The organism is Streptosporangium carneum (assembly GCF_027922005.1).
Classification (GTDB): domain Bacteria; phylum Actinomycetota; class Actinomycetes; order Streptosporangiales; family Streptosporangiaceae; genus Streptosporangium; species Streptosporangium carneum.
In genome coordinates this window covers 1,012,198-1,032,349 of record NZ_BSEV01000001.1, presented here as the reverse complement: position 1 = coordinate 1,032,349, position 20,152 = coordinate 1,012,198, and the positions used below count along the sequence as shown (strand labels likewise).

General features: G+C 71.2%; 18 protein-coding genes. 11 read left to right on the top strand and 7 right to left on the bottom strand.

All coding sequences use genetic code 11. The features are described 5' to 3' along the window. Positions 1–139 precede the first annotated feature (139 nt). Genes PKF00_RS05100 through PKF00_RS05090 form a run of 3 tightly spaced genes read right to left on the bottom strand, consistent with a single transcriptional unit; the run spans position 140 to position 2,555 of the window. Positions 140–1,033, bottom strand: a complete 894-nt coding sequence (locus PKF00_RS05100; protein ID WP_271216159.1) for an SGNH/GDSL hydrolase family protein — start codon at positions 1,031–1,033, stop codon at positions 140–142. Beyond that, complete coding sequence (locus PKF00_RS05095) at positions 1,030–1,773, bottom strand: hypothetical protein (protein ID WP_271216158.1); 744 nt, start codon at positions 1,771–1,773, stop codon at positions 1,030–1,032. The genes PKF00_RS05100 and PKF00_RS05095 overlap by 4 nt, the downstream gene beginning before the upstream one ends. Next, positions 1,770–2,555: an SDR family NAD(P)-dependent oxidoreductase gene (locus tag PKF00_RS05090; protein ID WP_271216157.1), complete on the bottom strand. Its 786-nt coding sequence runs from the start codon at positions 2,553–2,555 to the stop codon at positions 1,770–1,772. The genes PKF00_RS05095 and PKF00_RS05090 overlap by 4 nt, the downstream gene beginning before the upstream one ends. A gap of 68 nt (positions 2,556–2,623) precedes the next feature. On the opposite strand from PKF00_RS05090, the gene PKF00_RS05085 reads away from it, so the two are divergent. The 3 genes from PKF00_RS05085 (at position 2,624) to PKF00_RS05075 (ending at position 5,118) form a co-directional block, all read left to right on the top strand. After that, positions 2,624–3,130, top strand: coding sequence for a MarR family winged helix-turn-helix transcriptional regulator (locus tag PKF00_RS05085; protein WP_271216156.1), 507 nt, complete (start codon positions 2,624–2,626; stop codon positions 3,128–3,130). Positions 3,131–3,288: 158 nt separating this feature from the next. Further along, complete coding sequence (locus PKF00_RS05080) at positions 3,289–3,708, top strand: DUF3151 domain-containing protein (RefSeq protein ID WP_271216155.1); 420 nt, start codon at positions 3,289–3,291, stop codon at positions 3,706–3,708. Positions 3,709–3,834: 126 nt separating this feature from the next. Continuing rightward, a complete protein-coding gene (locus tag PKF00_RS05075) occupies positions 3,835–5,118 on the top strand; it encodes an adenylosuccinate synthase (RefSeq protein ID WP_271216154.1) in 1,284 nt (427 codons plus the stop codon). 337 nt (positions 5,119–5,455) lie between these two features. Here the strand turns inward: PKF00_RS05075 and PKF00_RS05070 are convergent, their stop codons facing one another. Then, on the bottom strand, positions 5,456–6,613 hold the full coding sequence (locus PKF00_RS05070) for an erythromycin esterase family protein (protein ID WP_271216153.1): 1,158 nt from the start codon (positions 6,611–6,613) through the stop codon (positions 5,456–5,458). Between the two features lie 91 nt (positions 6,614–6,704). On the opposite strand from PKF00_RS05070, the gene PKF00_RS05065 reads away from it, so the two are divergent. Together PKF00_RS05065 and PKF00_RS05060 are read left to right on the top strand one after the other, a co-directional pair. Next, entirely contained in the window at positions 6,705–7,388 is a 684-nt protein-coding gene (locus tag PKF00_RS05065; RefSeq protein WP_271216152.1) for a TioE family transcriptional regulator, read from the top strand. 214 nt (positions 7,389–7,602) lie between these two features. After that, complete coding sequence (locus tag PKF00_RS05060; RefSeq protein WP_271216151.1) at positions 7,603–8,529, top strand: glycerophosphodiester phosphodiesterase family protein; 927 nt, start codon at positions 7,603–7,605, stop codon at positions 8,527–8,529. 14 nt (positions 8,530–8,543) lie between these two features. Here PKF00_RS05060 and corA read toward each other — a convergent pair whose 3' ends face one another. Further along, entirely contained in the window at positions 8,544–9,659 is a 1,116-nt protein-coding gene (gene corA, locus PKF00_RS05055) for a magnesium/cobalt transporter CorA (protein WP_271216150.1), read from the bottom strand. A 450-nt stretch (positions 9,660–10,109) separates the two neighbouring features. On the opposite strand from corA, the gene purD reads away from it, so the two are divergent. From purD to PKF00_RS05030, 5 genes are all read left to right on the top strand, one after another. Beyond that, positions 10,110–11,342: a phosphoribosylamine--glycine ligase gene (gene purD / locus PKF00_RS05050; protein WP_271216149.1), complete on the top strand. Its 1,233-nt coding sequence runs from the start codon at positions 10,110–10,112 to the stop codon at positions 11,340–11,342. Positions 11,343–11,520: 178 nt separating this feature from the next. Further along, positions 11,521–12,555, top strand: coding sequence for a hypothetical protein (locus PKF00_RS05045; protein WP_271216148.1), 1,035 nt, complete (start codon positions 11,521–11,523; stop codon positions 12,553–12,555). Between the two features lie 308 nt (positions 12,556–12,863). Beyond that, positions 12,864–14,129 carry a UDP-N-acetylglucosamine 1-carboxyvinyltransferase gene (murA, locus tag PKF00_RS05040; protein WP_271216147.1) on the top strand — a complete coding sequence of 422 codons (1,266 nt, stop codon included), beginning with the start codon at positions 12,864–12,866 and terminating at the stop codon, positions 14,127–14,129. Positions 14,130–14,355: 226 nt separating this feature from the next. Next, positions 14,356–15,645, top strand: a complete 1,290-nt coding sequence (locus tag PKF00_RS05035) for a GTP cyclohydrolase IIa (protein WP_271216146.1) — start codon at positions 14,356–14,358, stop codon at positions 15,643–15,645. 478 nt (positions 15,646–16,123) lie between these two features. Then, on the top strand, positions 16,124–17,005 hold the full coding sequence (locus tag PKF00_RS05030) for an EamA family transporter (RefSeq protein ID WP_271216354.1): 882 nt from the start codon (positions 16,124–16,126) through the stop codon (positions 17,003–17,005). A gap of 171 nt (positions 17,006–17,176) precedes the next feature. On the opposite strand, the gene hisC is transcribed toward PKF00_RS05030, so the two are convergent. Further along, on the bottom strand, positions 17,177–18,238 hold the full coding sequence (gene hisC, locus PKF00_RS05025) for a histidinol-phosphate transaminase (protein WP_271216145.1): 1,062 nt from the start codon (positions 18,236–18,238) through the stop codon (positions 17,177–17,179). 82 nt (positions 18,239–18,320) lie between these two features. Between hisC and PKF00_RS05020 the strand changes: the two genes are divergently transcribed. Next, positions 18,321–18,941, top strand: coding sequence for a Uma2 family endonuclease (locus PKF00_RS05020; protein WP_271216353.1), 621 nt, complete (start codon positions 18,321–18,323; stop codon positions 18,939–18,941). A 195-nt stretch (positions 18,942–19,136) separates the two neighbouring features. On the opposite strand, the gene PKF00_RS05015 is transcribed toward PKF00_RS05020, so the two are convergent. After that, positions 19,137–20,000 carry a hypothetical protein gene (locus tag PKF00_RS05015; RefSeq protein ID WP_271216144.1) on the bottom strand — a complete coding sequence of 288 codons (864 nt, stop codon included), beginning with the start codon at positions 19,998–20,000 and terminating at the stop codon, positions 19,137–19,139. Positions 20,001–20,152: the final 152 nt, after the last annotated feature.

Sequence of the window (20,152 nt, the reverse complement as noted above, 5' to 3'; positions counted from 1 at the left end):
CCGTCCCTCGGCGGCCCGCCGCACAGGCCCACAGCGCCCCATGTCCGCGTCCGGCCGCCCACGCCGCCGTGACCGGCGTCGGGCGCCTGGGCCATGACCTGGCGGCCGGCCCCACCCGTAGAGCCGGACACGAGCGGTCCTATGCGCTGTCCGTGAGGGTGTCGACCAGGGCCACGGCCAGGGCGCGCTGTCCGGCGAGGGACAGGTGCACCCCGTCGTCGAGGTGGAACGGCTCCGCGCCCTGCTCCGCGACGACCGGGCCGACGACCGGGCTGACGGCCGAGCCGGTGACGGTGCCGATGACAGTGCTGACGGCCGGACCGATGACGGCGCCGCTGTCGACCACGGGTTCCGGTTGCGCGGCCAGGAACCGCCCGACGAGGGCGAGGTCATGGTTGCTCCAGCTGGTCTCGCCCCACTGGAACGGCTGGTAGGCCGCGACGCGCGCCTCGTCGACCGGGCTCGGGGTGAGCCAGACCCAGCGGGCGGCGGTGCGCCGCGTGACGAGGTCGCGCAGCGCGCGCAGGTTGCGCTCGGTCTCGGAGAGGCCGACCAGGGTCGGCCCTTCCGCGCCGAGACGCCGGACGTCGTTCGCGCCCAGCATGCACAGCACCCAGTCGGGCCGCTGGAGGACCACCGCGGCGAAACCGGCCAGAGCCTGTGTGCTCGTCTGCCCGCTGACCCCCAGGTTCACCAGGACGATCCCGTCGGCGGGACGCCTGAGACCGATGGCGTGGCGCAGGATCTCGAACCAGGACAGCAGGTCGTCGGTGGTGCTCTCGCCCACGGCCACGACGCGCTGGCCGGGCGCGAAGGGCAGGTCGTCGATCTTCTTCGCGAACCCGGGATCGTCGAGCAGGTCGGCCGCGGCCTGGCGCGCCTGCTCCTCGTGGGCTCGCCGTGCCCGCAGGTAGGAGTCTGTCTCCAGGCCGAACAGCGCGGCGAGGCGCGCGTCGTCGAGGTCACCGAGATATCTCAGGACCTTCTCCGGGTGCTGGAACCTGATGAGCCGTTCGAGCAGCGCTGTGTTCACGGGGTCTCGTCCTTGTCTGTCGACGACGTCGCGCGGGCGTCCGTCCTGCGGGCCCGGGTGCGGGGCAGCAGGAATCCAGCGGCGATGAGCCAGGCCAGGCCGGTGAAGCGGGCGACGGGCAGCAGGACGGCCGCGCCGGACAGCAGCAGGGTGAGCGTGGACAGCTCGGCCACGAGGGCGACGGCCAGGCCGGCCAGCGCGAACGGGCGCGGCAGCAGCCCGGCCAGCCACCCGGGTACGGCGACGCCCGCGACGAGCAGTCCCAGGAAGACGACGTGCCCGGTGCCGCCGGTGGCGAAGGCGAGGCTCTGCAGGGCGTGGACCAGTGCGGGTTCGGCGACCACCTCGGGGCGTGACAGCGTCCAGCTGAACAGCGCGGACAGGGCCAGCATGGCCGAGGCCAGCACGCCGCCGGTCAGGGCGATGGTGGCGCCCGGCGCGCGGATGCCGAGGTTGCGCAGGCGGGCCGAGACGGTCGCGGCGTAGATCGCCATCGGGACCGAGGCGGCGAACTGCAGGAATCCGCTCACCCCCACGGCGTCCCCGTGGTCGTGGAAGTAGGCCTGGATCCCGGCGGAGGGCCCGAAGGGCGAGGGGAAGGTCTCGCCTCCCGCCATGATCGTGCTGACGGCGATCCCCGCCAGGAACAGCGCGGTGAACACGACGCCGAGGATTCCCGGCGGCGGCCCCGCCTCGTTCCGCCGCCGGGCGGGCGTAGGGGCCTGGGCAGGAGTGATCACACGATCACCCGCCCGCCGGTCAGGTCGAGGGTGACCCCGGTGACCCAGGACGAGGCGTCCGAGGCGAGATACAGGACGGCCTCCGCGACGTCCTCCGGGCGCCCGATGCGGCCCAGAGGGTAGGTCGCGGCCAGTTCGTCGAGCTGTTCCCCGGTCATGAACCGTCGCATGCGGTCGTTGAGCACCGCGGAGGGGGCCAGGCAGTTGACGCGGACGCCGTGCCGGCCGACCTCGTTCGCCAGGTGCCTGGTGAACATCACCACGCCCGCCTTCGCCGCCGCGTAGGCGGCGTTCGCGCCTCCGGGCGCGCGGCCCGCCGTCGAGGACATGGTGATGATCGCCCCTTCGCCCCGGTCGACCATGCCGGGCAGGAAGGCGGCCACCGTCAGGTAGACCGACGTCAGGTCGGACTCGATGACCGAGCGCCACCGGCCGGCCCCGAGGTCGGCGGTCGGCGCGGGCGCTCCCTGACCGCCCGCGAACGCGGCGAGGATCCCCACCGGTCCCAGTTCGCGCTCGACCGCGTCGCGCATGGCCAGCACCTCGGCCTCGTCGGTGACGTCCGCGGGCGCCCCGACCGCCTCGCCTCCGCTCGCGACGATCTCGTCGACGACCGCGTCGATCGCCGCCTGGTCGCGGCCGTTCACCGCGACCCTCGCACCACTGCGCGCCAGGGCGCGGCAGGTCGCCGCGCCGATCCCCCGTGAACCACCGGTCACCAGCGCCACCCTGCCCGCCAGGGCCAGGTGGCGCGGCGGGGCGTCGTCCATGTCGCTGGACACATCCCCCTCCGTTCTCTTGAGTGAATTATTCATAGCACAGAACTATTCACTGCGACTACCATCGCTGCATGACCACAGAGGGGCAGGCCGGACACGAAGACGGGGCCACGGCGCGGTTCAGGCCCAGGGGCACGGCGTTCCTGCTCGCACAGGTGGGCGCCCACGCCGCCGCGCGGTTCGCCGAGCGGATCAGCGGTCTGGGCGTCGTCCCCGCCGACGTCGGACTGCTGCGCATGATCGCCATGCGGCCGGGACGCAGCCAGCAGTCCCTGGCAGAGGAGCTGGGGGTCGTGCCGAGCCGGGTCGTCGCGCTGGTCGACGGCCTGGAACGCAAGAAGCTCGTCGAACGCCGGCGGAACCCGCAGGACCGCCGCCACTACGCGCTGCACCTCACGGACGAGGGCGCGCACGTGATGTCCGAGATGCGCGAGCTCGGCGCCGCGCACGAGGACGAGATCTGCGCCGCGCTCGACGAGACCCAGCGCGAACAGCTCGCCGGGCTGCTCGGGGCGGTCGCCGCCCAGCAGGGCCTCACCCAGGGCGTCCACCCCGGCTACCGGCAGACCCCGCGGTGACAGCGGGGCTCCACGCGGGAGGGACCGTGGGAAGGAGCGCGGGAAAGACCGCGGAAAGACCCGGAAAACGGGCAGCCGCGCGTGTGAGCGCCGGATGTGGGGCACGTCTCCGAGGGCCGATCTTGGCCTGACCCCGTCGTTGCGGGTAGGACTGTCCTATGGAATCGCACGAGAACCTCCTCGCGGGTCCGCCGCCCACCCGGCTGCCGGACCTGCCCGAGGCCAGGCAGGCGCTGGAGTCCGGCGCCCAAGCATCCGACGTGGCAGCCCGCTTCCCGGCCTATCCGGCCGCCTGGGCCGCGCTCGCGGACGAGTACTTCGCGGCCGGACACGCCGTGACGTCGTACGCGTTCGCGCGCACCGGATACCACAGGGGCCTCGACCAGCTGCGCAGGGCGGGCTGGAAGGGACACGGCCCGATCCCCTGGGAGCACGCGCCCAACCGCGGCTTCCTGCGGTGTCTCCACGCGCTGGGCCGGGCCGCTCAGGCCATCGGCGAGAAGGACGAAGCGGAACGTTGCCAACAGTTCCTGAAGGACTCCAGCGCCGAAGCCGTCGAGGAACTGAGCGGTCGCTGAGCCTCGCCGGACCTCTCCGCCAGGATGGGAGATCCCCATTTCTGACCAGGTCGGGTATTCTCACCACGCAAGAGCCCCTGCCGCGATTGCGTCAGGGGCTTTGGTTTGTGTGGTGGGAGATTAACGATGCCGGCTGTCGTTCTCGTGGGCGCCCAATGGGGCGATGAGGGCAAGGGTAAGGCGACCGACCTGCTCGGCGACCAGGTCGACTACGTCGTCAGATACCAGGGTGGCAACAACGCGGGTCACACGGTCGTCATCGGCGACCAGAAGTACGCGCTGCACCTGCTGCCGACGGGAGTGCTCTCTCCGAACGTCATCCCGGTGATCGGCAACGGCGTGGTCATCGACCCGGGCGTGCTGCTGAGCGAGATCGACGGCCTCGAGGCCCGCGGGGTCTCCTCCGAGCGGCTGCTGATCTCCGCGAACGCGCACCTGATCATGCCCCACCACAAGGCCCTCGACAAGGTCACCGAGCGCTACCTCGGCAAGGCCAAGATCGGCACCACCGGCCGGGGCATCGGCCCCGCGTACGGCGACAAGATCTACCGGATGGGCGTGCGGGTCCAGGACCTGCTCGACCCGGGCATCCTGCAGAAGAAGATCGAGGTCGCCCTCGGTGAGAAGAACCAGATCCTCACCAAGATCTACAACCGCAGGGCGATCGACGCGGACAAGGTCCTGGAGGAGTACCTCGGCTACGCCGAGCGCCTCAAGCCGCACATCGCCGACACCTCGCTGATCCTGAACAAGGCCCTGGACGAGAACAAGGTCGTCCTGCTCGAGGGCGGCCAGGGCAACCTGCTCGACATCGACCACGGCACCTACCCGTTCGTCACCTCCTCCTCACCGACGAGCGGCGGCGCCTGCTCCGGCTCGGGCATCCCGCCGACCCGCCTCACCCGCGTGATCGGCATCCTCAAGGCCTACACCACCCGCGTCGGCTCCGGCCCGTTCCCGACCGAGCTCGAGGACGAGATGGGCGACTGGCTGCGCACCACCGGCGGCGAGTACGGCGTGACCACGGGCCGCAACCGCCGCTGCGGCTGGTTCGACGCGGTGATCGCCCGCTACGCCAGCCGGATCAACGGCGTCACCGACTTCTTCCTCACCAAGCTGGACGTGCTGTCCGGCCTGGAGAAGATCCCGGTGTGCGTCGCCTACGAGGTCGACGGCGTCCGCTACGACGAGATCCCGATGACCCAGACCGACTTCCACCACGCCAAGCCCGTCTACGAGGAGTTCCCCGGCTGGCAGGAGGACATCACCGGCGCCAAGACCTTCGAGGACCTGCCCGCGAACGCGCAGGCCTACGTGAAGGCCCTGGAGAGCATGAGCGGCGCCCGCGTCTCCGCCATCGGCGTCGGCCCCGGCCGGACCGAGACCCTCCAGATCCACCCGCTGATCTAGGCCCCCGTTTCCTGGATCACCGTGCGTTCCTGGATCACCGTGCGTTCCTGGATCATCGGACGTTGAGGCGCGGCCCGTTCCACGGGTCTCGCCGAGTCCTCGCGCCGCGCGCGGTTCGCACCCGGGCCGCGCTCCTTCGCCCCGGACCCCGGTGTGAGGGACCTGCCGGTCCCTCACACCCCCCGACAGCGGGGACGCCGTAGAACCGGCCGGAGGACGGGCGCACACGGGTGAACAGGCTTCCCGGCCTGGAGGAGCCGTTTTACGTTCTTCCCCCGGCTCCGGCGGACGTACGGCGCGCGTGCGTGTCAGCCATGCCTGACGCGTACGCGCCCTGTCAGTCCAGCTTGACGGCCTCTCTGAGGAAGACGACGCCGTCGATCATGCCGAGCTGGGCCGGGTCCAGCGGGAAATAGCGGAAATCGTGGGAGACGCGCGGGGCGGGCTTCGTGACGGCCTCGGCCAGGCGGCGGGCGTCGATGAGCGAGCGGTCCCACGGGAGCGTGGACAGGACGCCCTCGACGGTGTCCGGGGGCGGGGTGTCGCCGCCGGCCGTGCCGAGGGCTGAGGCCAGGAAGGCGTACCGGTCGCCCAGGTGCGCTTCGGCGATCGCCCCCGCGCTCCACCACTCCAGCGGCTGGTCGCCGAGGTGCATGAGGCTCTTGTTCCGCTGCAGGTGGAGGTTGTGGGCGAAGACCAGGGCCGGGCCGTGCTCGGCGACGGCGCGCAGGTTGGCGGCCATCATCGCGTCCCGCAGGGCCGACAGCCGGGCTATCCGCTCCGGGGACGTGTCGGCCATCCCGTCGTGGTAACGGAGCAGGCCGACGGCGGTGCGCCCGTACAGTGCCGCCCGCCGCCTGTCCTCCGCGCTCAGCCGCGGCGCCTGCGTGTCGAGCAGCGCCACCAGGTCGTCGGCGAGCAGCCGCAGCCGCTGGGCGTCGGCGGACCGGCCGATCGACTGGGACGGGTCCATGACCGTGGCCTCGTTCGTCCACCGGTCGTCCGGGCCGAGCAGCGCGTCGAGGGTTTCCCCGGTGCAGGGCAGCGGGCCTTCGAGGAGGGCGTGGAGGGCGGTGAGCGCCTGGCGCGGGCTCGCCGCCCAATACTCCAGAGGACCGTCGAACCCGAAGAACCGAAGCTTCTCGTCGTGCTCCTCGTTGTAGGCCCGCATCCAGCGCACGAGCTCGCGGTTGGCCGGGAAAGCGCCGAAGCCGTGGCTGAAGCCGCGTTCCATGACGTCGTCGAGCGTGCCCGCGCCCGTCGTGATGTGGTCGTCCACCACAAGGCCCATGAGGCAGTCGCTCTCGATGGCGAACGACCGGTAGCCCTCGTGCTCGACCAGATGCCGGAAGATCTCGTTGCGCAGCTCGCCCAGCTCCCCCACGAAGTGCCTGGCCTCGCCCAGGCCGAGCAGCAGGGGCTTGGCGGGAAGCGACCGGAGGAACGCCGAGACGCCCGCCCCGTCGAGCGGCCGGGCCGTGTCCTTGATATCCATGCCTTAAACGGTATCGTTGAACACTCGGTGTAAACTTTTCCAGGAAAATCCTCGCTCTCATCGCAATGGACCTTCAAACGGTGATGCACCCATGAGGCCGGTGGACCTGGCGCGCGAGCACGGCCTGTCCACCCAGGCGATCAGAAACTACGAGGACGCCGGCGTCCTGCCCGCCGCCGAACGCTCCGTCCACGGCTATCGCACCTATACGCCGCTGCACGCGCACGCCCTGCGCGCGTTCCTCTCCCTCGTGCCCGGACACGGCCACCAGACGGCCACGCCGATCATGCAGGCGGTCAACCGGGGCGCCACCGAGGACGCCCTGCGGCTCATCGACGAGAGCCACGGTCAGCTCCTCGACGATCGCCGCATCCTCCAGGCCGTCGAAGCCGCGCTCCGCGATCTGGCGCCCGTGCCGCAGGAGCGCGGCGACACGTTCATCGGCCCCCTGGCCGAGAGGCTCGGCATCCGCCCCGCCACCCTGCGCAAATGGGAGAACGCCGGGCTGGTCCGGCCGCGCCGCGACCCGCGGACGGGCTACCGGATCTACAGCGCGGCCGACGTCCGGGACGTCCGGCTGGCCCACCAGCTCAGGCGGGGCGGATACCTGCTGGAGCAGATCGCCCCGCTGATCGCCCAGGTCCGCTCCGCCGGAGGCGTCGCCCCGCTGGAGTCGGCCCTGCGCGACTGGCACGCCCGCCTGTCCGCCCGGGGCCGCGCCATGCTCAAGGGCGCCGCCGACCTGGACGTGTACCTCCGCGCCCGCGAACCCTGAGGCCGAGTCACCTCCACTGCGGGAGACGGCACGGCCGCGGAAGTGCCCGTGCGTGAACGACGGGGTCTCGCCTGGTCGATCGGTCCGGCGGCCGACGCCCGCCGTACGCGAGCGGGGCCGAGCCGGAGGTCTCCACGGAGAAGTTGACATCCTGTCGAGGCGGGATGCGAGCCGTGGCGGGGAATCGAGACACGGGATCGGTAAGGTCCCCTGTGTGCATGCCGAGATCCATGGACACAGGGGAGCCCGCGGGCTCCGGCCGGAGAACACGCTGCCCGGCCTCGCTCACGCCCTTGAGCTGGGCGTCGACGCGCTGGAGTTCGACGTGGCGCTCACGGCCGACCGCCGCCTCGTGCTGACACACGACTTGACGGTGTCACCGGTGACCAGTGCCGACTCCCGTCCCGCCTTCCGCGACGACCCGCTGTTCCCCTACGTCGGCAGGGCCGTGGGCGAGCTGACGCTGGCCCAGCTGCGCACCCTCGACTGCGGGGTACGGCTGCCGCGCACCCCGGACGACCGTTTCGCCGCGACGCAGGTGCCGGTGCCGGAGACCCGGATGCCGACGCTCGGCGCGGTGCTGGGGCTGGTCGACGCCTACGGGGCCGACAGGGTGCGGCTGCACGTGGAGCTGAAGTCGGACCCGACGAGACCCGAGCTCAGCGCCGATCCCCTCGAGCTCACGGAGCTGGTGGTCGCCGAGCTCGACCGGCACGACAGGCTCGGCGGGGCGGCGATCCTCAGCTTCGACTGGCGGATCCTCAGGGCGGCCCGTTCCCTCGCCCCCGCGACCCCCCGCTACGCCCTGGTGGAGCGGGAGACCGTCGCCCCCGTCTGGTTCGACGGCCTGCGGCTCGAGGACTTCGACGGCGACCTCTCGGCCGCCGCGCTGGCGGCGGGAGGGACCGTGCTGTCCCCTGACCACGTCATGGTGGACGAGGAGCTGGCGCGCAGGGCGGAGAAGTCCGAGCTGCCGCTGGTCGTGTGGACCGTCAACGAGCCCGGCAGGGCCGCCCTGATGCTCGACCTCGGGGTGGCCGGGATCGTCACCGACTATCCCGACCGGATGCGCGCCCTGTGGGCCGAGCGGGGCATGCCCGTGCCCGCGCGGGTCTCCCCGATGCGCGGGACGGGCTCCTGAGGGACGCGCGGAGGTCACATCCAGCCGTTGCGGCGGAACCCCCGGTAGAGCAGCGTGCAGGCGACCACCATGACGCCGAGCACGATCGGGTAGCCGAACGCGGACCTCAGCTCGGGCATGTGGTCGAAGTTCATGCCGTAGATCCCGGCGATCATCGTGGGGACGGCCATGATGGCGACCCACGAGGAGATCTTCCGCATGTCCTCGTTGGCGAGCGCGTTCGAGCGGGCGAGCGCCGCCTGCAGGATGGAGTTGCACAGCTCGTTCGACGACTCGACCTGCTCGCAGACGCGGGCCAGGTGGTCGACGACGTCGCGGAAGTACTCCCGCATCTCCGAGGAGATCATCCGGCGCTGGGCCAGCGTCGCGAGGGGAGACTGCAGCGGGGTGACCGACCGCTTCATCTCGATCATCTCGCGCTTGAGGTTGTAGATCCGGCCGATGTCACGGGCGCTGACGTCGGCGAAGACCATGGCCTCGACGTCCTCGAGCTCGGCCTGCATCAGGTCGGCCACGGTGAGGTACTTGTCGACGACGTGGTCGGCGATCGCGTGCAGCACGCCGGTCGGCCCCCGGTTGAGGAGCTTGGGCTTGTCCTCGAGGCGCTCGCGCACCTCGGTCAGCGGGCAGTGCACGCCGTGCCGTACGGTCACCACGAAGTCGGGCCCGACGAACGCCATGATCTCACCGGTGCCGATGATCTCGCTGGTGGCGGTCAGCACGTCGTGGTCGAGGTAGGCGACGGTCTTCAGGACCACGAACAGGGAGTCGCCGTAGCGCTCGACCTTCGGTCGCTGATGAGCCTTGACGGCGTCCTCGACGGCGAGCGGGTGCAGGGCGAAGACCTCCGCCAGCCACTCGACCTCGGGGGCGTCGGGTTCATGCAGACCGACCCAGACGAAGGCGTTGCCCTTCTCCTCGGCGGCGTTGTGCTCGCGGACCAGCTCCAGGGCGTCGACGATGCCCAGGGCTTCGATCTTCTTGCCGCCGATGTAGGCGGCGTACTCGACGAGCGAGTCGCTCGGCGGGACGCACTGGGCGCTCACCCGGTCGGCGACCGGGGCGACGGGGAGCGGGGTGCGGACAGCACGTGCGTGCTTGATGCGGGGGAAAAGGAGCGAGGAGCGCATGGCAGGCCTTCCCGCCCGACCTGGCACTGATCGCGCGCGACGCGATGTCACCTCAGTTCGAAAGAGAATGCGCGCGATGCCGGTCGGACACCGGTGTGAAGTGGTCGAGAGTGCGCACGGAACGAGTGCGCGAGCACGTACTGCTGGGATCGCCAGAGGACATCCCCAACCACCTCCAATCAGCATCAGACAGGCCAAAGCCGCCCAAACTTAGCACAGATCCGGGGGACGCTTCCCAGGATACCCCGGGTCACAAGGGGTGATCATGCGGAACCCGATGAATTCACATCCCGTTTACGGCTATATCAACCATTTCAGCCAGATATGCCAAGAAGGTCAGCACAGGCCCGGGTTGAGCGGGGCCCGCGGGGTGGAACGGCGGAGGCCGCGAAAACGTCTGTCCACAGCCTGTGGACGAGTGGCCCGCTCACGGCCGATAAGCTCTCGCAAGTGCGCGTTCTTGTGATTGGATCCGGCGGGCGTGAGCATGCCCTGTGCCGGTCGCTGGCGGCGGACCCCCAGGTCACCGAAGTCCACTGTGCTCCGGGAAACGCGGGCGTCGCGCAGGTCGCGACCCTGCACCCGGTGGTCCCCACCGACCCGGCGGCGGTCGCCCGCCTGGCCGGTGAGCTGGGCGCCGACCTGGTCGTGATCGGCCCGGAGGCGCCGCTGGTCGCCGGGGTGGCCGACGCGGTCAGGCAGGCGGGCGTCCCGTGCTTCGGCCCCTCGGCGGAGGCGGCCAGGATCGAGGGCTCGAAGGCCTTCGCCAAGGACGTCATGGCCGCCGCCGGCGTGCCGACCGCGCGTTCCCGCACCTGCGTCACGCCCGAGGAGGCCGCGACGGCGCTGGACGAGTTCGGCACGCCGTACGTGGTCAAGGACGACGGGCTCGCGGCGGGCAAGGGCGTGGTCGTCACCGACGACAGGGACGAGGCGCTCAGGCACGCGGCGGCGTGCGGGCGGGTTGTCATCGAGGAGTTCCTCGACGGGCCCGAGGTGTCGCTGTTCGCGCTCTGCGACGGATCGACGGCCGTGCCCCTCCAGCCCGCCCAGGACCACAAGCGCGCCTACGACGGCGACCTGGGCCCCAACACCGGCGGCATGGGCGCCTACACACCGCTGCCGTGGGCTCCCGCCGATCTCGCGGAGCGGGTGATGGCGGAGACCGTCCTGCCGACCGTGACCGAGCTGGCCGGGCGCGGCACGCCCTACACCGGGGTGCTCTTCGTCGGGCTCGCCCTGACGAAGACGGGCCCGAAGGTGATCGAGTTCAACGCGCGGTTCGGCGACCCGGAGACCCAGGTCGTGCTCGACCGGCTCGACACGCCGCTCGCCGGTCTGCTGCTCGCCTGCGCGAACGGGACGCTCGACCGGTTCGGGCCGCTGTCCTACCGCGAGGGTGCGGCGGTGACCGTGGTGGTGGCCGCGGAGAACTACCCCGCGGACCCGGTCAAGGGCGACGCCGTCGAGGGGCTGTCCGACGTCACGGGCGACGCCTACGTGCTGCACTCGGGGACCGCGTTCGACGGCGACCGCGTCGTCTCCAGCGGCGGGCGGGTGCTCAGCGTGGTCGGCACGGGACCCGACGTCGCCGCCGCGCGTGAGGCCGCCTACGAGGCGGTCGGCCGCGTACGGCTGCGTGGCTCCCACCACCGCACGGACATCGCGGCACAGGCCCTCTGACCGTCGGGGGCGGGCGCGGCGTCGGGCCCCGCGAGGCGTGCGGCGTCCGGCCCCTCCCTGGGACACGCCGCCCGGTGATCTCGAGACGTAGCATCGTGTCGGCATGACGCGGAGGGCCGGGGGAAGTCTCTGTTCGTCCTGGCCGCTCCGCCCCATGGCTCCGCCCCCCGGAGGAACGATGTCGCTGGACTCGATGTCCCCAGAACGGATCGGCGACACCGGCGTGCTGCGCTGGCCCGGCACCTGGCGGGTGTACGTGGCCACGCGCAGCGAGGAGATCAGGGCCGACGCGGAGCGCGCCCTGACCATGCGCGACGAGGCGGGCCAGCTCGTGTCCGTCGGCGAGGGCATCGGCACGCACCTGGCCCGCGCCGAGTCCTACGCCAGGGGCAGGCACGGCCTGCGGCGCTGGCTGACCGGCCACGCCATCGAGGGAGCCTGGTCGAACGTCAACAGCGCGACCGTGATGCTGTACGGCGTGCTGCCGACGGCGGAGCTGTGCGGCCGGGTCGCCGAGGTGGTCGCGATCGGCCGGGCCTACCTGCCGAGCGACGACCCGCGGCTGGTCCAGCTCCAGGCCAGGCTCGCCGCCGGGGACCTGGGCGAGGACGACAGGCCGCTGATGCAGTCGGTGCTGCGGGCCGCCTACACCGCCCAGGCGCTGGAGACCGGCAGGGTCCGCAGCTTCCGCAACCTCTTGCTCGGCGGGATCGTCATGTTGAGCCTGATCGTGCTGGGCGTGGTGCTCGTCGGCGCGATCTGGCCGAACTCCGTGCCGATGTGCGGCAACCAGTCGGTGGTCCCGGCGCAGGGACTCCTGCCCGCGCAGATCTGCCCGACCGGCGGGCTGCGCCCCGGCCACGGCGACGTCCCCCTCGTCGCCCTGGTCGGCATCCTGGGCGCGGCGCTGTCCGCCGCGACCTCGCTGTCCACCCGCTCCGAGCTGTCCACGCGCTACTCGCTGGCGGTGGTCCAGAACCTGCTCAAGGCCCCCGCGGGGGTGGCGACCGCGGTGCTCGGGCTGCTGATCCTGAACTCCGGTTTCGTCCCCGGCTTCTCCGGGCTCAGCTCCCAGCCCGCGATCCTGGTGTGGGCCATGGCGTTCGGGTACGGCCAGCAGATCGTCACCCGCTTCGTCGACCAGCGGGCCGACACCCTCCTGTCGGCCGCCTCCCCGCTCACCCCCTCTGGCAGGGGCACCCGGGCCGCGTGAATACACTCGGGCCGGTGGCACGGGTGTCGAACCCGTCTCCCCGGGGCCGGACGGCGAAGGCGTCGCCGGAGGCGGTCCGGCGGAGGCGTCGCGCGCGTGCCACGGCGAAGAAGCCGTCACGTCCGTGCCGGGGGTCGCGCGGCCTCCGCACGAAAGCTTCGAAGAGCCGACTGATCGGTGGTCCTAGGGGTAGTTCCTGCACGAAATAGCCGGTTCAGGGGCATCAAGCGGCTAGTGTTGGCCGACGCCCCCGGGCTGCCGCCCCCGTCGTCGTACGAATATCACCTCCACCCCAAGGAGCATGACGCATGGTCCGTTACCGCGTGCGCGGTGGCAACCCCCTCCGTGGAACCGCTTTCATCCAGGGTGCCAAGAACGCCGTGCTGCCCATGATCGGCGCCGCGCTCCTGGCGGCCAAGGGCCGTACTGTGCTGCGCAATGTCCCGATCATCGAGGACGTGCGCCGCGCGGTCGAGTTGGCCGAGGCGATCGGCGCCAAGGTCGAGCTCCACGAGGCGGAGCGCACGCTGGTGATCGACGCCTCCACGCTGAGCAGCCCCGTGCTGCCCGCGGAGATCGCCCGGCGCTTCCGCGGCTCGGTGCTGTTCGTGCCCGCGCTGCTGCACCGCCTCGGCGAGGCGATCATCGAGGGCGTGGGCGGCTGCAACCTCGGCAGCCGCAACCTCGACTTCCACTACCTGGGCTACAAGCGCCTCGGCGCGGTCGTCGACGAGGGCGACTCCGTCATCCACGTCAAGACGGCCGGCTTCACCGGCGCCACGCTCTACCTCGACACCCCCTCGCACACCGGCACCGAGAACCTGATCATGGCGGGCGTCCTCGGACGCGGCACGACCGTGATCGAGAACGCGGCGCTCGAGCCCGAGGTCCTCGACGTGATCGAGATGCTGACCCGGATGGGTGCGAAGATCAGTGGCGGCGGGACCGGGTTCATCACCGTGGAGGGCGTCGAGGAGCTGCAGGCCGTCGAGCACACCGTGATGCCCGACCGTCTCGACGCGGGCGTGTTCGCCATGGCCGCGGCGATCACCGGCGGCGAGGTCAACCTGGTCGGCGCCGACCTGGACCACCTCGGCGTGGTCCGCTACAAGCTGGAGCAGATGGGGGTCGAGTTCGCCGACCACGGCGCCGTGCTGCACGTGCGCAGGGACCGTCCGCTGCGTCCGATCAACGTGATCACCGACACCTATCCCGGCTTCGCCACCGACCTGCAGTCGCCGATCATGACGGTCGCCTGCCTGGCGGACGGCGCGAGCTACATTCACGAACGCATTTTCGACGGCCGATTCGCCCTGGCCTCCGAGCTGAACAAAATGGGCGCCGACATCGAGGTGAAGGAGAACAGCGCCGTCGTCCGAGGCGCGACTCCGCTCACCGGAACGGACGTGACGGCGCACGACCTGCGTTCAGGAATCGCGCTGGTGCTCGCCGGCCTCGCGGCCCAAGGGGAGACCGTGATCGGGTCGGGATATCTCATCGACCGGGGCCACTCATATCTCGCCGAGCGTATGCAGGCCCTGGGGGCAGATGTGCGGCGAGAGATTTCTGCCTGATAATCAGCCGGTTTCAGTCTCCCAAAAAGCGTTCTGACCTGTGTAAACACTGACAGTCAGGGTTTAGACCGTGGGTTCCTCCAAGAATTGATGTCTAAACGGGCGTGACATTACGGCCCCCACAAGCGATCGTTCCAAAAGAGAGCCGAAACAGATGGACGGCAGGATGGGACGAACATTGGTCGAGCGGGCCGAAGAAACTCCACGAGTGTCACGCCCGGGTGCCATGACACCGGACCTCACTATCGGTGTGGTGGGCCCCCATGACCTCGTCGAAAGAGTGATGCTTATGGGACATGCGGCGGCGCCTCTGCCTTGCCGCCTGGTAGCCGCTGCCTACCGGGACGAGCAGGAGGCCGCCGACAAGGTGACCCGCCTCGGAGCGGGAGTGGACGCCTGTCTGTTCGCCAGCCCGGTGCCCTACGATCTGGCCAGGCGTTCGGGGGTGCTGACGATGCCCGCGACGTATGTCCAGCTCGGCGGCGCCGCGCTGATCGCCGCGCTGGCGAGGGCGGCGCTGGACGAACGGATCGACCCCAGAAGGGTCAGCGTCGACGTGCTCGGCAGGGCCGACATCGAGGAGGCGTACGCCGACCTCGGTCTGCCCGCTGGAGACGTGCACAGCCGCGACGAGCCGGGAGCGACCGGCACGATCGCGTCGTTTCACGAACGCCTGGCACGCCAGGGCAACACCAGCGGGGCGCTGACCTGTCTGCCCGCGGTCGCCGACCGCCTGCAGACGGCCGGGGTCCCGGTGGTCAGGATCCGCCCGACCTCGGCCGCGGTCCGTACGGCGCTGCACACGGCCGCGCTGCTCGGGGCGCACCACAGGTTGGAGGAGTCGCAGCTCACCGTGGTCCTGGTCGAGGTGCCCACGCTCCGCGAACCGGTCAGAAGGGCCGCGCCACGCTACTGGCGTGACGAGCTCAGGCTGTCACTGCACCGATTACTGGTGCAGGAGGCCAACCGGATCAACGCGTCGGTGACCGCGGTCGACGACCACAGCTACATGGTGACCGCGACCCGCGGCTCCGTGGCCACGGCCACCGAGGGCTTCCGGGTCCTGCCGTTCGCGGCGCGGGTGCGCGACGAGCTGGGCCTGGCGGTCGAGGTGGGGGTCGGCATGGGCCGTACGACCCACGACGCCGAGTCGCACGCCAGGGCCGCCCTGGCGCGCACGCAGGCGGGCAAGCAGGCCCAGGGCTTCGCGGTCGACAGGGAGGGCCGGGCGCTGATCCCGGCGCCCAGGATGCCGCCTCAGGGCGGCGGACCGCTGAAGCCGAAGGGCGTGGAGGTCCTGGCCCGGCTCGCGGCCAAACTGGAGGGCGGGGACACCGTGGTGGACGCGGAGGGCGCGGGCAAGATGCTCGGCGTCACGCCGCGTACGGCACGGCGGTTGCTGCGCACGCTGGTCGACGAGGGGCTCGCGTGGCCGCTTCCGCCGAACCGCACTCCTCAGCCTGGCCGTCCGCGCCAGCTCTACCGGCTGATCGTGGAGAAGCTCGGCGGTCGCTGAGGTTCTTCCGGTCGTCTCCGTGCGGCCTCGGGGCCCTCGCCGCCCGCAGCGCGGCGTACGTCCCGGGGCCGTACCCGGCGGGCCTCCACGGCCGCACCGGTAGGTCTCACGGGCGGGTCCGTCATGAACGGGACCTGGAGGTTTCGGCGGCGGGCCCGCCACGAGCGGGACTCGAAGGTCTCGCGGGCGGGTCCGCCACGAGCGGGACTTGAAGGCCTCGCGGGCGGGTCCGCCATGAGCGGAGTCGTCACTCACCGCGACCGAGCGGTCACGTCGGCTCGGGCGCGGCCGACCCGAGCACCGGGAGTCTCCGGAAAAGCCCTGTGTGCGGCCGTTCGCCCAAAGGTTTCCCCTCCTCCGGTCTCAAGGTCTGAAACTCGCGGGAGGTTTACCGACATAAGGGATATGGTCATGAGCTATGTCCCATGACGCTACTGACAAACGCGCATCACTCGTCGTCTGGGGAGCATTGGCGATCGTGTACGTGGTGTGGGGGTCCACCTACCTCGCGATCAGGATCACGATCGAGACGATTCCCCCGCTGCTCAGCGGGGCCATGCGCTTCACCACGGCCGCTCTGGTGCTGGGCGTCGTCATCATGCTGCTGCGGGGGCCGCGCGCCTTCAGGATGACCCTCAGGCAGTTCGGCGGGGCCGCGCTCGTCGGGCTGTTGCTGCTGACCGCGGGCAACGGCATGGTCGCGCTGGCCGAACAGCACATCTCCAGCGGGCTGGCCGCGCTGCTGGTGGCCTCGGTGCCGCTCTGGCTGGTCGTCCTCAGGCTGGTCGCGCGGGACAGGCCACAGGTGATGACGCTGACCGGGGTGCTCATCGGGTTCGGCGGCGTGGCGGTGCTGTCGCTGACGGGCGGAGGCGGCTCCTCGGGCGTCTCGGGGATCGTGATCGTCCTGCTGGCGTCGCTGTCGTGGTCGGTCGGCTCCTTCCTGTCGTCCCGGATCCCGATGCCCGCCGACCCCTTCGCGGCGAGCGCCGTCGAGATGCTCGTCGGCGGCGTCGGGCTGACGCTGACGAGCAGGATCGCAGGCGAGCCCTTCGACCTCGCGACCGTCTCCGGGCGTTCGTGGGCCGCGCTGGCATACCTGGTCGTGATGGGCTCCCTGGTCGCCTTCACCGCCTACATCTGGCTGCTGGGCAGCGCCCCGATCTCCCTGGTCTCGACCTACGCCTACGTCAACCCCGTCGTGGCGGTCCTTCTCGGCGCGCTCGTGCTGGGCGAACCGGTCACCGGCTCGATGGTCGTGGCGGGGCTGGTGATCGTCGTCGGCGTGGCACTGGTGGTCTCGACGGAGCGCGGGAAGAAGGCGCAGGAGACGCCCGAGGAGGAACCGGCGCCCGTGTAGGGCACGGACCACGTGCAGCGGACCCACGCAAAACGGACTCACGTGCGGCGGACCGCGCAGAGCGGACCCACGTGCAGCGGACCCACGTGCAGCGGACCCACGGAAAAGGGGCCAGGACGCCCGCGGGGCTCACGGACGAGCCCTTGGGCGCTCCTGCTCCCGGGAACGGTGTCAGGCGTTCCTGAAGGCCGCCGCGGCGGCCAGGAAGGTGTCGTTGGCCTCGGGCGAGCCGATGGAGACCCGCGCTCCCTCGCCCGCGAAGGGACGCACCGCGACGCCCTCCGCCGCGCAGGCGTCCGCGAACTCCGTGGTGCGCTCCTCCAGGCGGAGCCAGACGAAGTTGGCCTCGGTGATGGGCACCGTCCACCCCTGGGCGATCAGGGCCTCACGGACCCGGGTGCGCTCCTTGACAACACTGTCAACCCGCTCGAGCAGCTCCTCCTCCGCGGCCAGGGAGGCGATCGCGGCGGTCTGGGCGATGTGGTTGACCGCGAAGGGCACGATCGTCTTGCGCACCGCGGCCGCCACCGGCTCGTTGGCGATCAGGTAGCCGACCCGCAGCCCGGCCAGGCCGTACGCCTTGGAGAAGGTGCGCAGCACGGCGACGTTCGGCCGGTCACGGTAGACGGTGAGCCCGTCGGTGACGTCGGCGTCCCTGACGTACTCCCGGTAGGCCTCGTCGAGGACGACCAGCACGTCCTCGGGGACCCTGTCGAGGAAGGCCTCGAGCTCGGCCGCGTGGACCACGGTGCCCGTGGGGTTGTTCGGGTTGCAGACGAAGACCATGCGGGTCCGCGGGGTGATCGCGTCGGCCATGGCCTCCAGGTGGTGCGTCTCGCCCAGGAGCGGGACCCGCACGGAGGTGGCCCCCGCCAGGTCGGCCAGCAGGGGGTAGGCCTCGAAGGAGCGCCAGGCGTAGACCACCTCGGCCCCGGGCTCGCTCACGGTCTCGAAGAGCTGCTGGGCCACGGTCACCGACCCCGCGCCGAGCGCGACGTGCTCCGGCGGCACGCCGTAGCGCTCCGCGAGGGCGTTGGTCAGGCCCGTCGCCGCCGGGTCGGGATACAGGTGGATCTGCGACGCGGCCTTGGAGATCGCCTCGATCACCGAGGGCAGCGGCTCATAGGGGGATTCGTTCGAGGACAGCTTGTAGGACCGGCCGTCGGCTGACACCACGGCCTTGCCCGCCTTGTAAGGGGGCATTGTGTCCAGGATCGCGCGGAAACGAGGCATGACCTTACTTTATGAGGAGCGAGCGGATGGGGCATCATCCTGGAATGCTGGAGGTGAGAGCGTGCCCGACCAGGAGGACGACATGAGCATCGCACCGCTGACCGAGGCGGAGCCCCTGCCTACGCCCGAGGTGGAGCCCCTTCCTGCCTGGGCGATCCCCCCCAAAGAGGGCTTCACGGCCGAGGACCTCGACCGGCTGCCGGGGATTCCCCCGCACACCGAACTGATCGATGGCACTCTCGTCTTCGTGAGCCCCCAGACCAACTTTCACGCACTCACCGTGGAAGTCCTGCTGTACAAGCTGCGTAGCGCGGCTCCCGCAGAACTGCGGGTTCGTAGGGAGATGACCGTGACGCTCGGCAGGCGGCAGCGCCCCGAGCCGGACATCATGGTGCTCCACGCCGAGGCGGTCAAAGGGCTGGAGCAGACCACCTACCGGCCCGACGACGTCCTCCTGGTCGTCGAGGTGGTCTCCAGTGAGTCCGAGATCCGCGACAGGCAGCGCAAGCCCGAGCTCTACGCCGAGGCGGGCATCCCGCACTTCTGGCGGGTCGAGAACACCCAGGGTCAGCCGACCGTCTACGTCTACGAGCTGGACCCCGCCACCCGGCGCTACGCCCTCATGGGGATCCACCACGACCGTCTGAAGGTCTCCCTGCCGTTCGAGATCGACATCGACCTGGCCGAGGTCGGCGACATCTGACGCCGCCTCTGGCGGGGCCTCTGCCAGATCCGCCGCAGTGCCTCCGCCGGAGCCTCCGAGCCCGCGAGGCCGCCTCCGGCGGCGTTCACGAGCCTCGTGTGACCGGCCGGCGGCCGGGACGGTCGCCCGTCCTGGCCGCCGACCGGCGCGACGCCGTATCCACCCCCCCGGGGATCCGGCGCCGGTCCTGGTGGGTCAGGGCTCCCGCGAGGCGGCGGGGTGCAGCGGGAGGATCGGCTGCTCCGTCACGGTGAGCCCGATGAGGTCGACCAGCCTCAGCCTTCGCGAGGCCGTACGGCGGGCCGCCCACGCCTCAAGGTCGGCGGCGAGCAGCGCGGCGACGAACCAGGCCTCGGCCGGGCCGATCGGGGAGGGTCCCCTGCGTCGTTCGCTGCTCCAGTAGGCCTGGAGGTGGCCGGGAGAGGCGGAGGCGGCCAGCCGCCTGGCCCTGACGTCGGCGTGGGTGACGTCCTCGGGGCCGTGGGAGATGGGCTCGATCACCGCGGTCGCGCCCTCGACGGAGCACCGCTGCCAGGCGATCGCGCGCTCGGCCAGCATGACGTCCGCCTTGGCCCATTCGACGGGCGGGTGGTCCTCGTGACACCAGCTGACGGCGGCGCAGCCGAAGGCCGCGTCCGGGGTCGGCACCCTGCGGACCTCCGCGCCGACCCGGGCGAGCAGTTCGGACAGCGCGAGGGCGATGGCTCCCGAGCCGACCACGGCCACCGGGCCCGGCCACGAACGCGGTTTTCGCTCGACCAGAACCCCTTCGGCCTCGAAGGCCCGCAGTGTCCCCGGGTCGAGCTGCTCCAGGTCGTCGCCCAGCTCCCGCTGGAGGGGGAGGAACTCGCCCGAGGCGGTCCGCAGGACCGTCTCCCTCGCCACCGCGCCGACCACCCCTGACGCCGCCTCGACCGGCGTCTTGGGCGCTGTCGCGCCCCGGGGCTCGGTCTCCGGGTAACCCGCCGTTCCGACCGCTGATTCGACCGCCGCCTGCCGTGCCGTCCCGGTCGTCACCGAGAAGACCTCCACGCCGGGCGCCAGTGTCCGCCGCGCCATCAGCACTCTCCTGTCCTGAGAAAAGCCTGTTCCGTGCAGGGGAAGGGCGTCGCGCGTCCGGACGGTGCGCGGCGACCCGCGCGATCGGCCTCTCACCGTCGAACGGTGATGAGAGCACGGTCGCGAACCGGGTGAGCCGTCGCCGCCCGGTG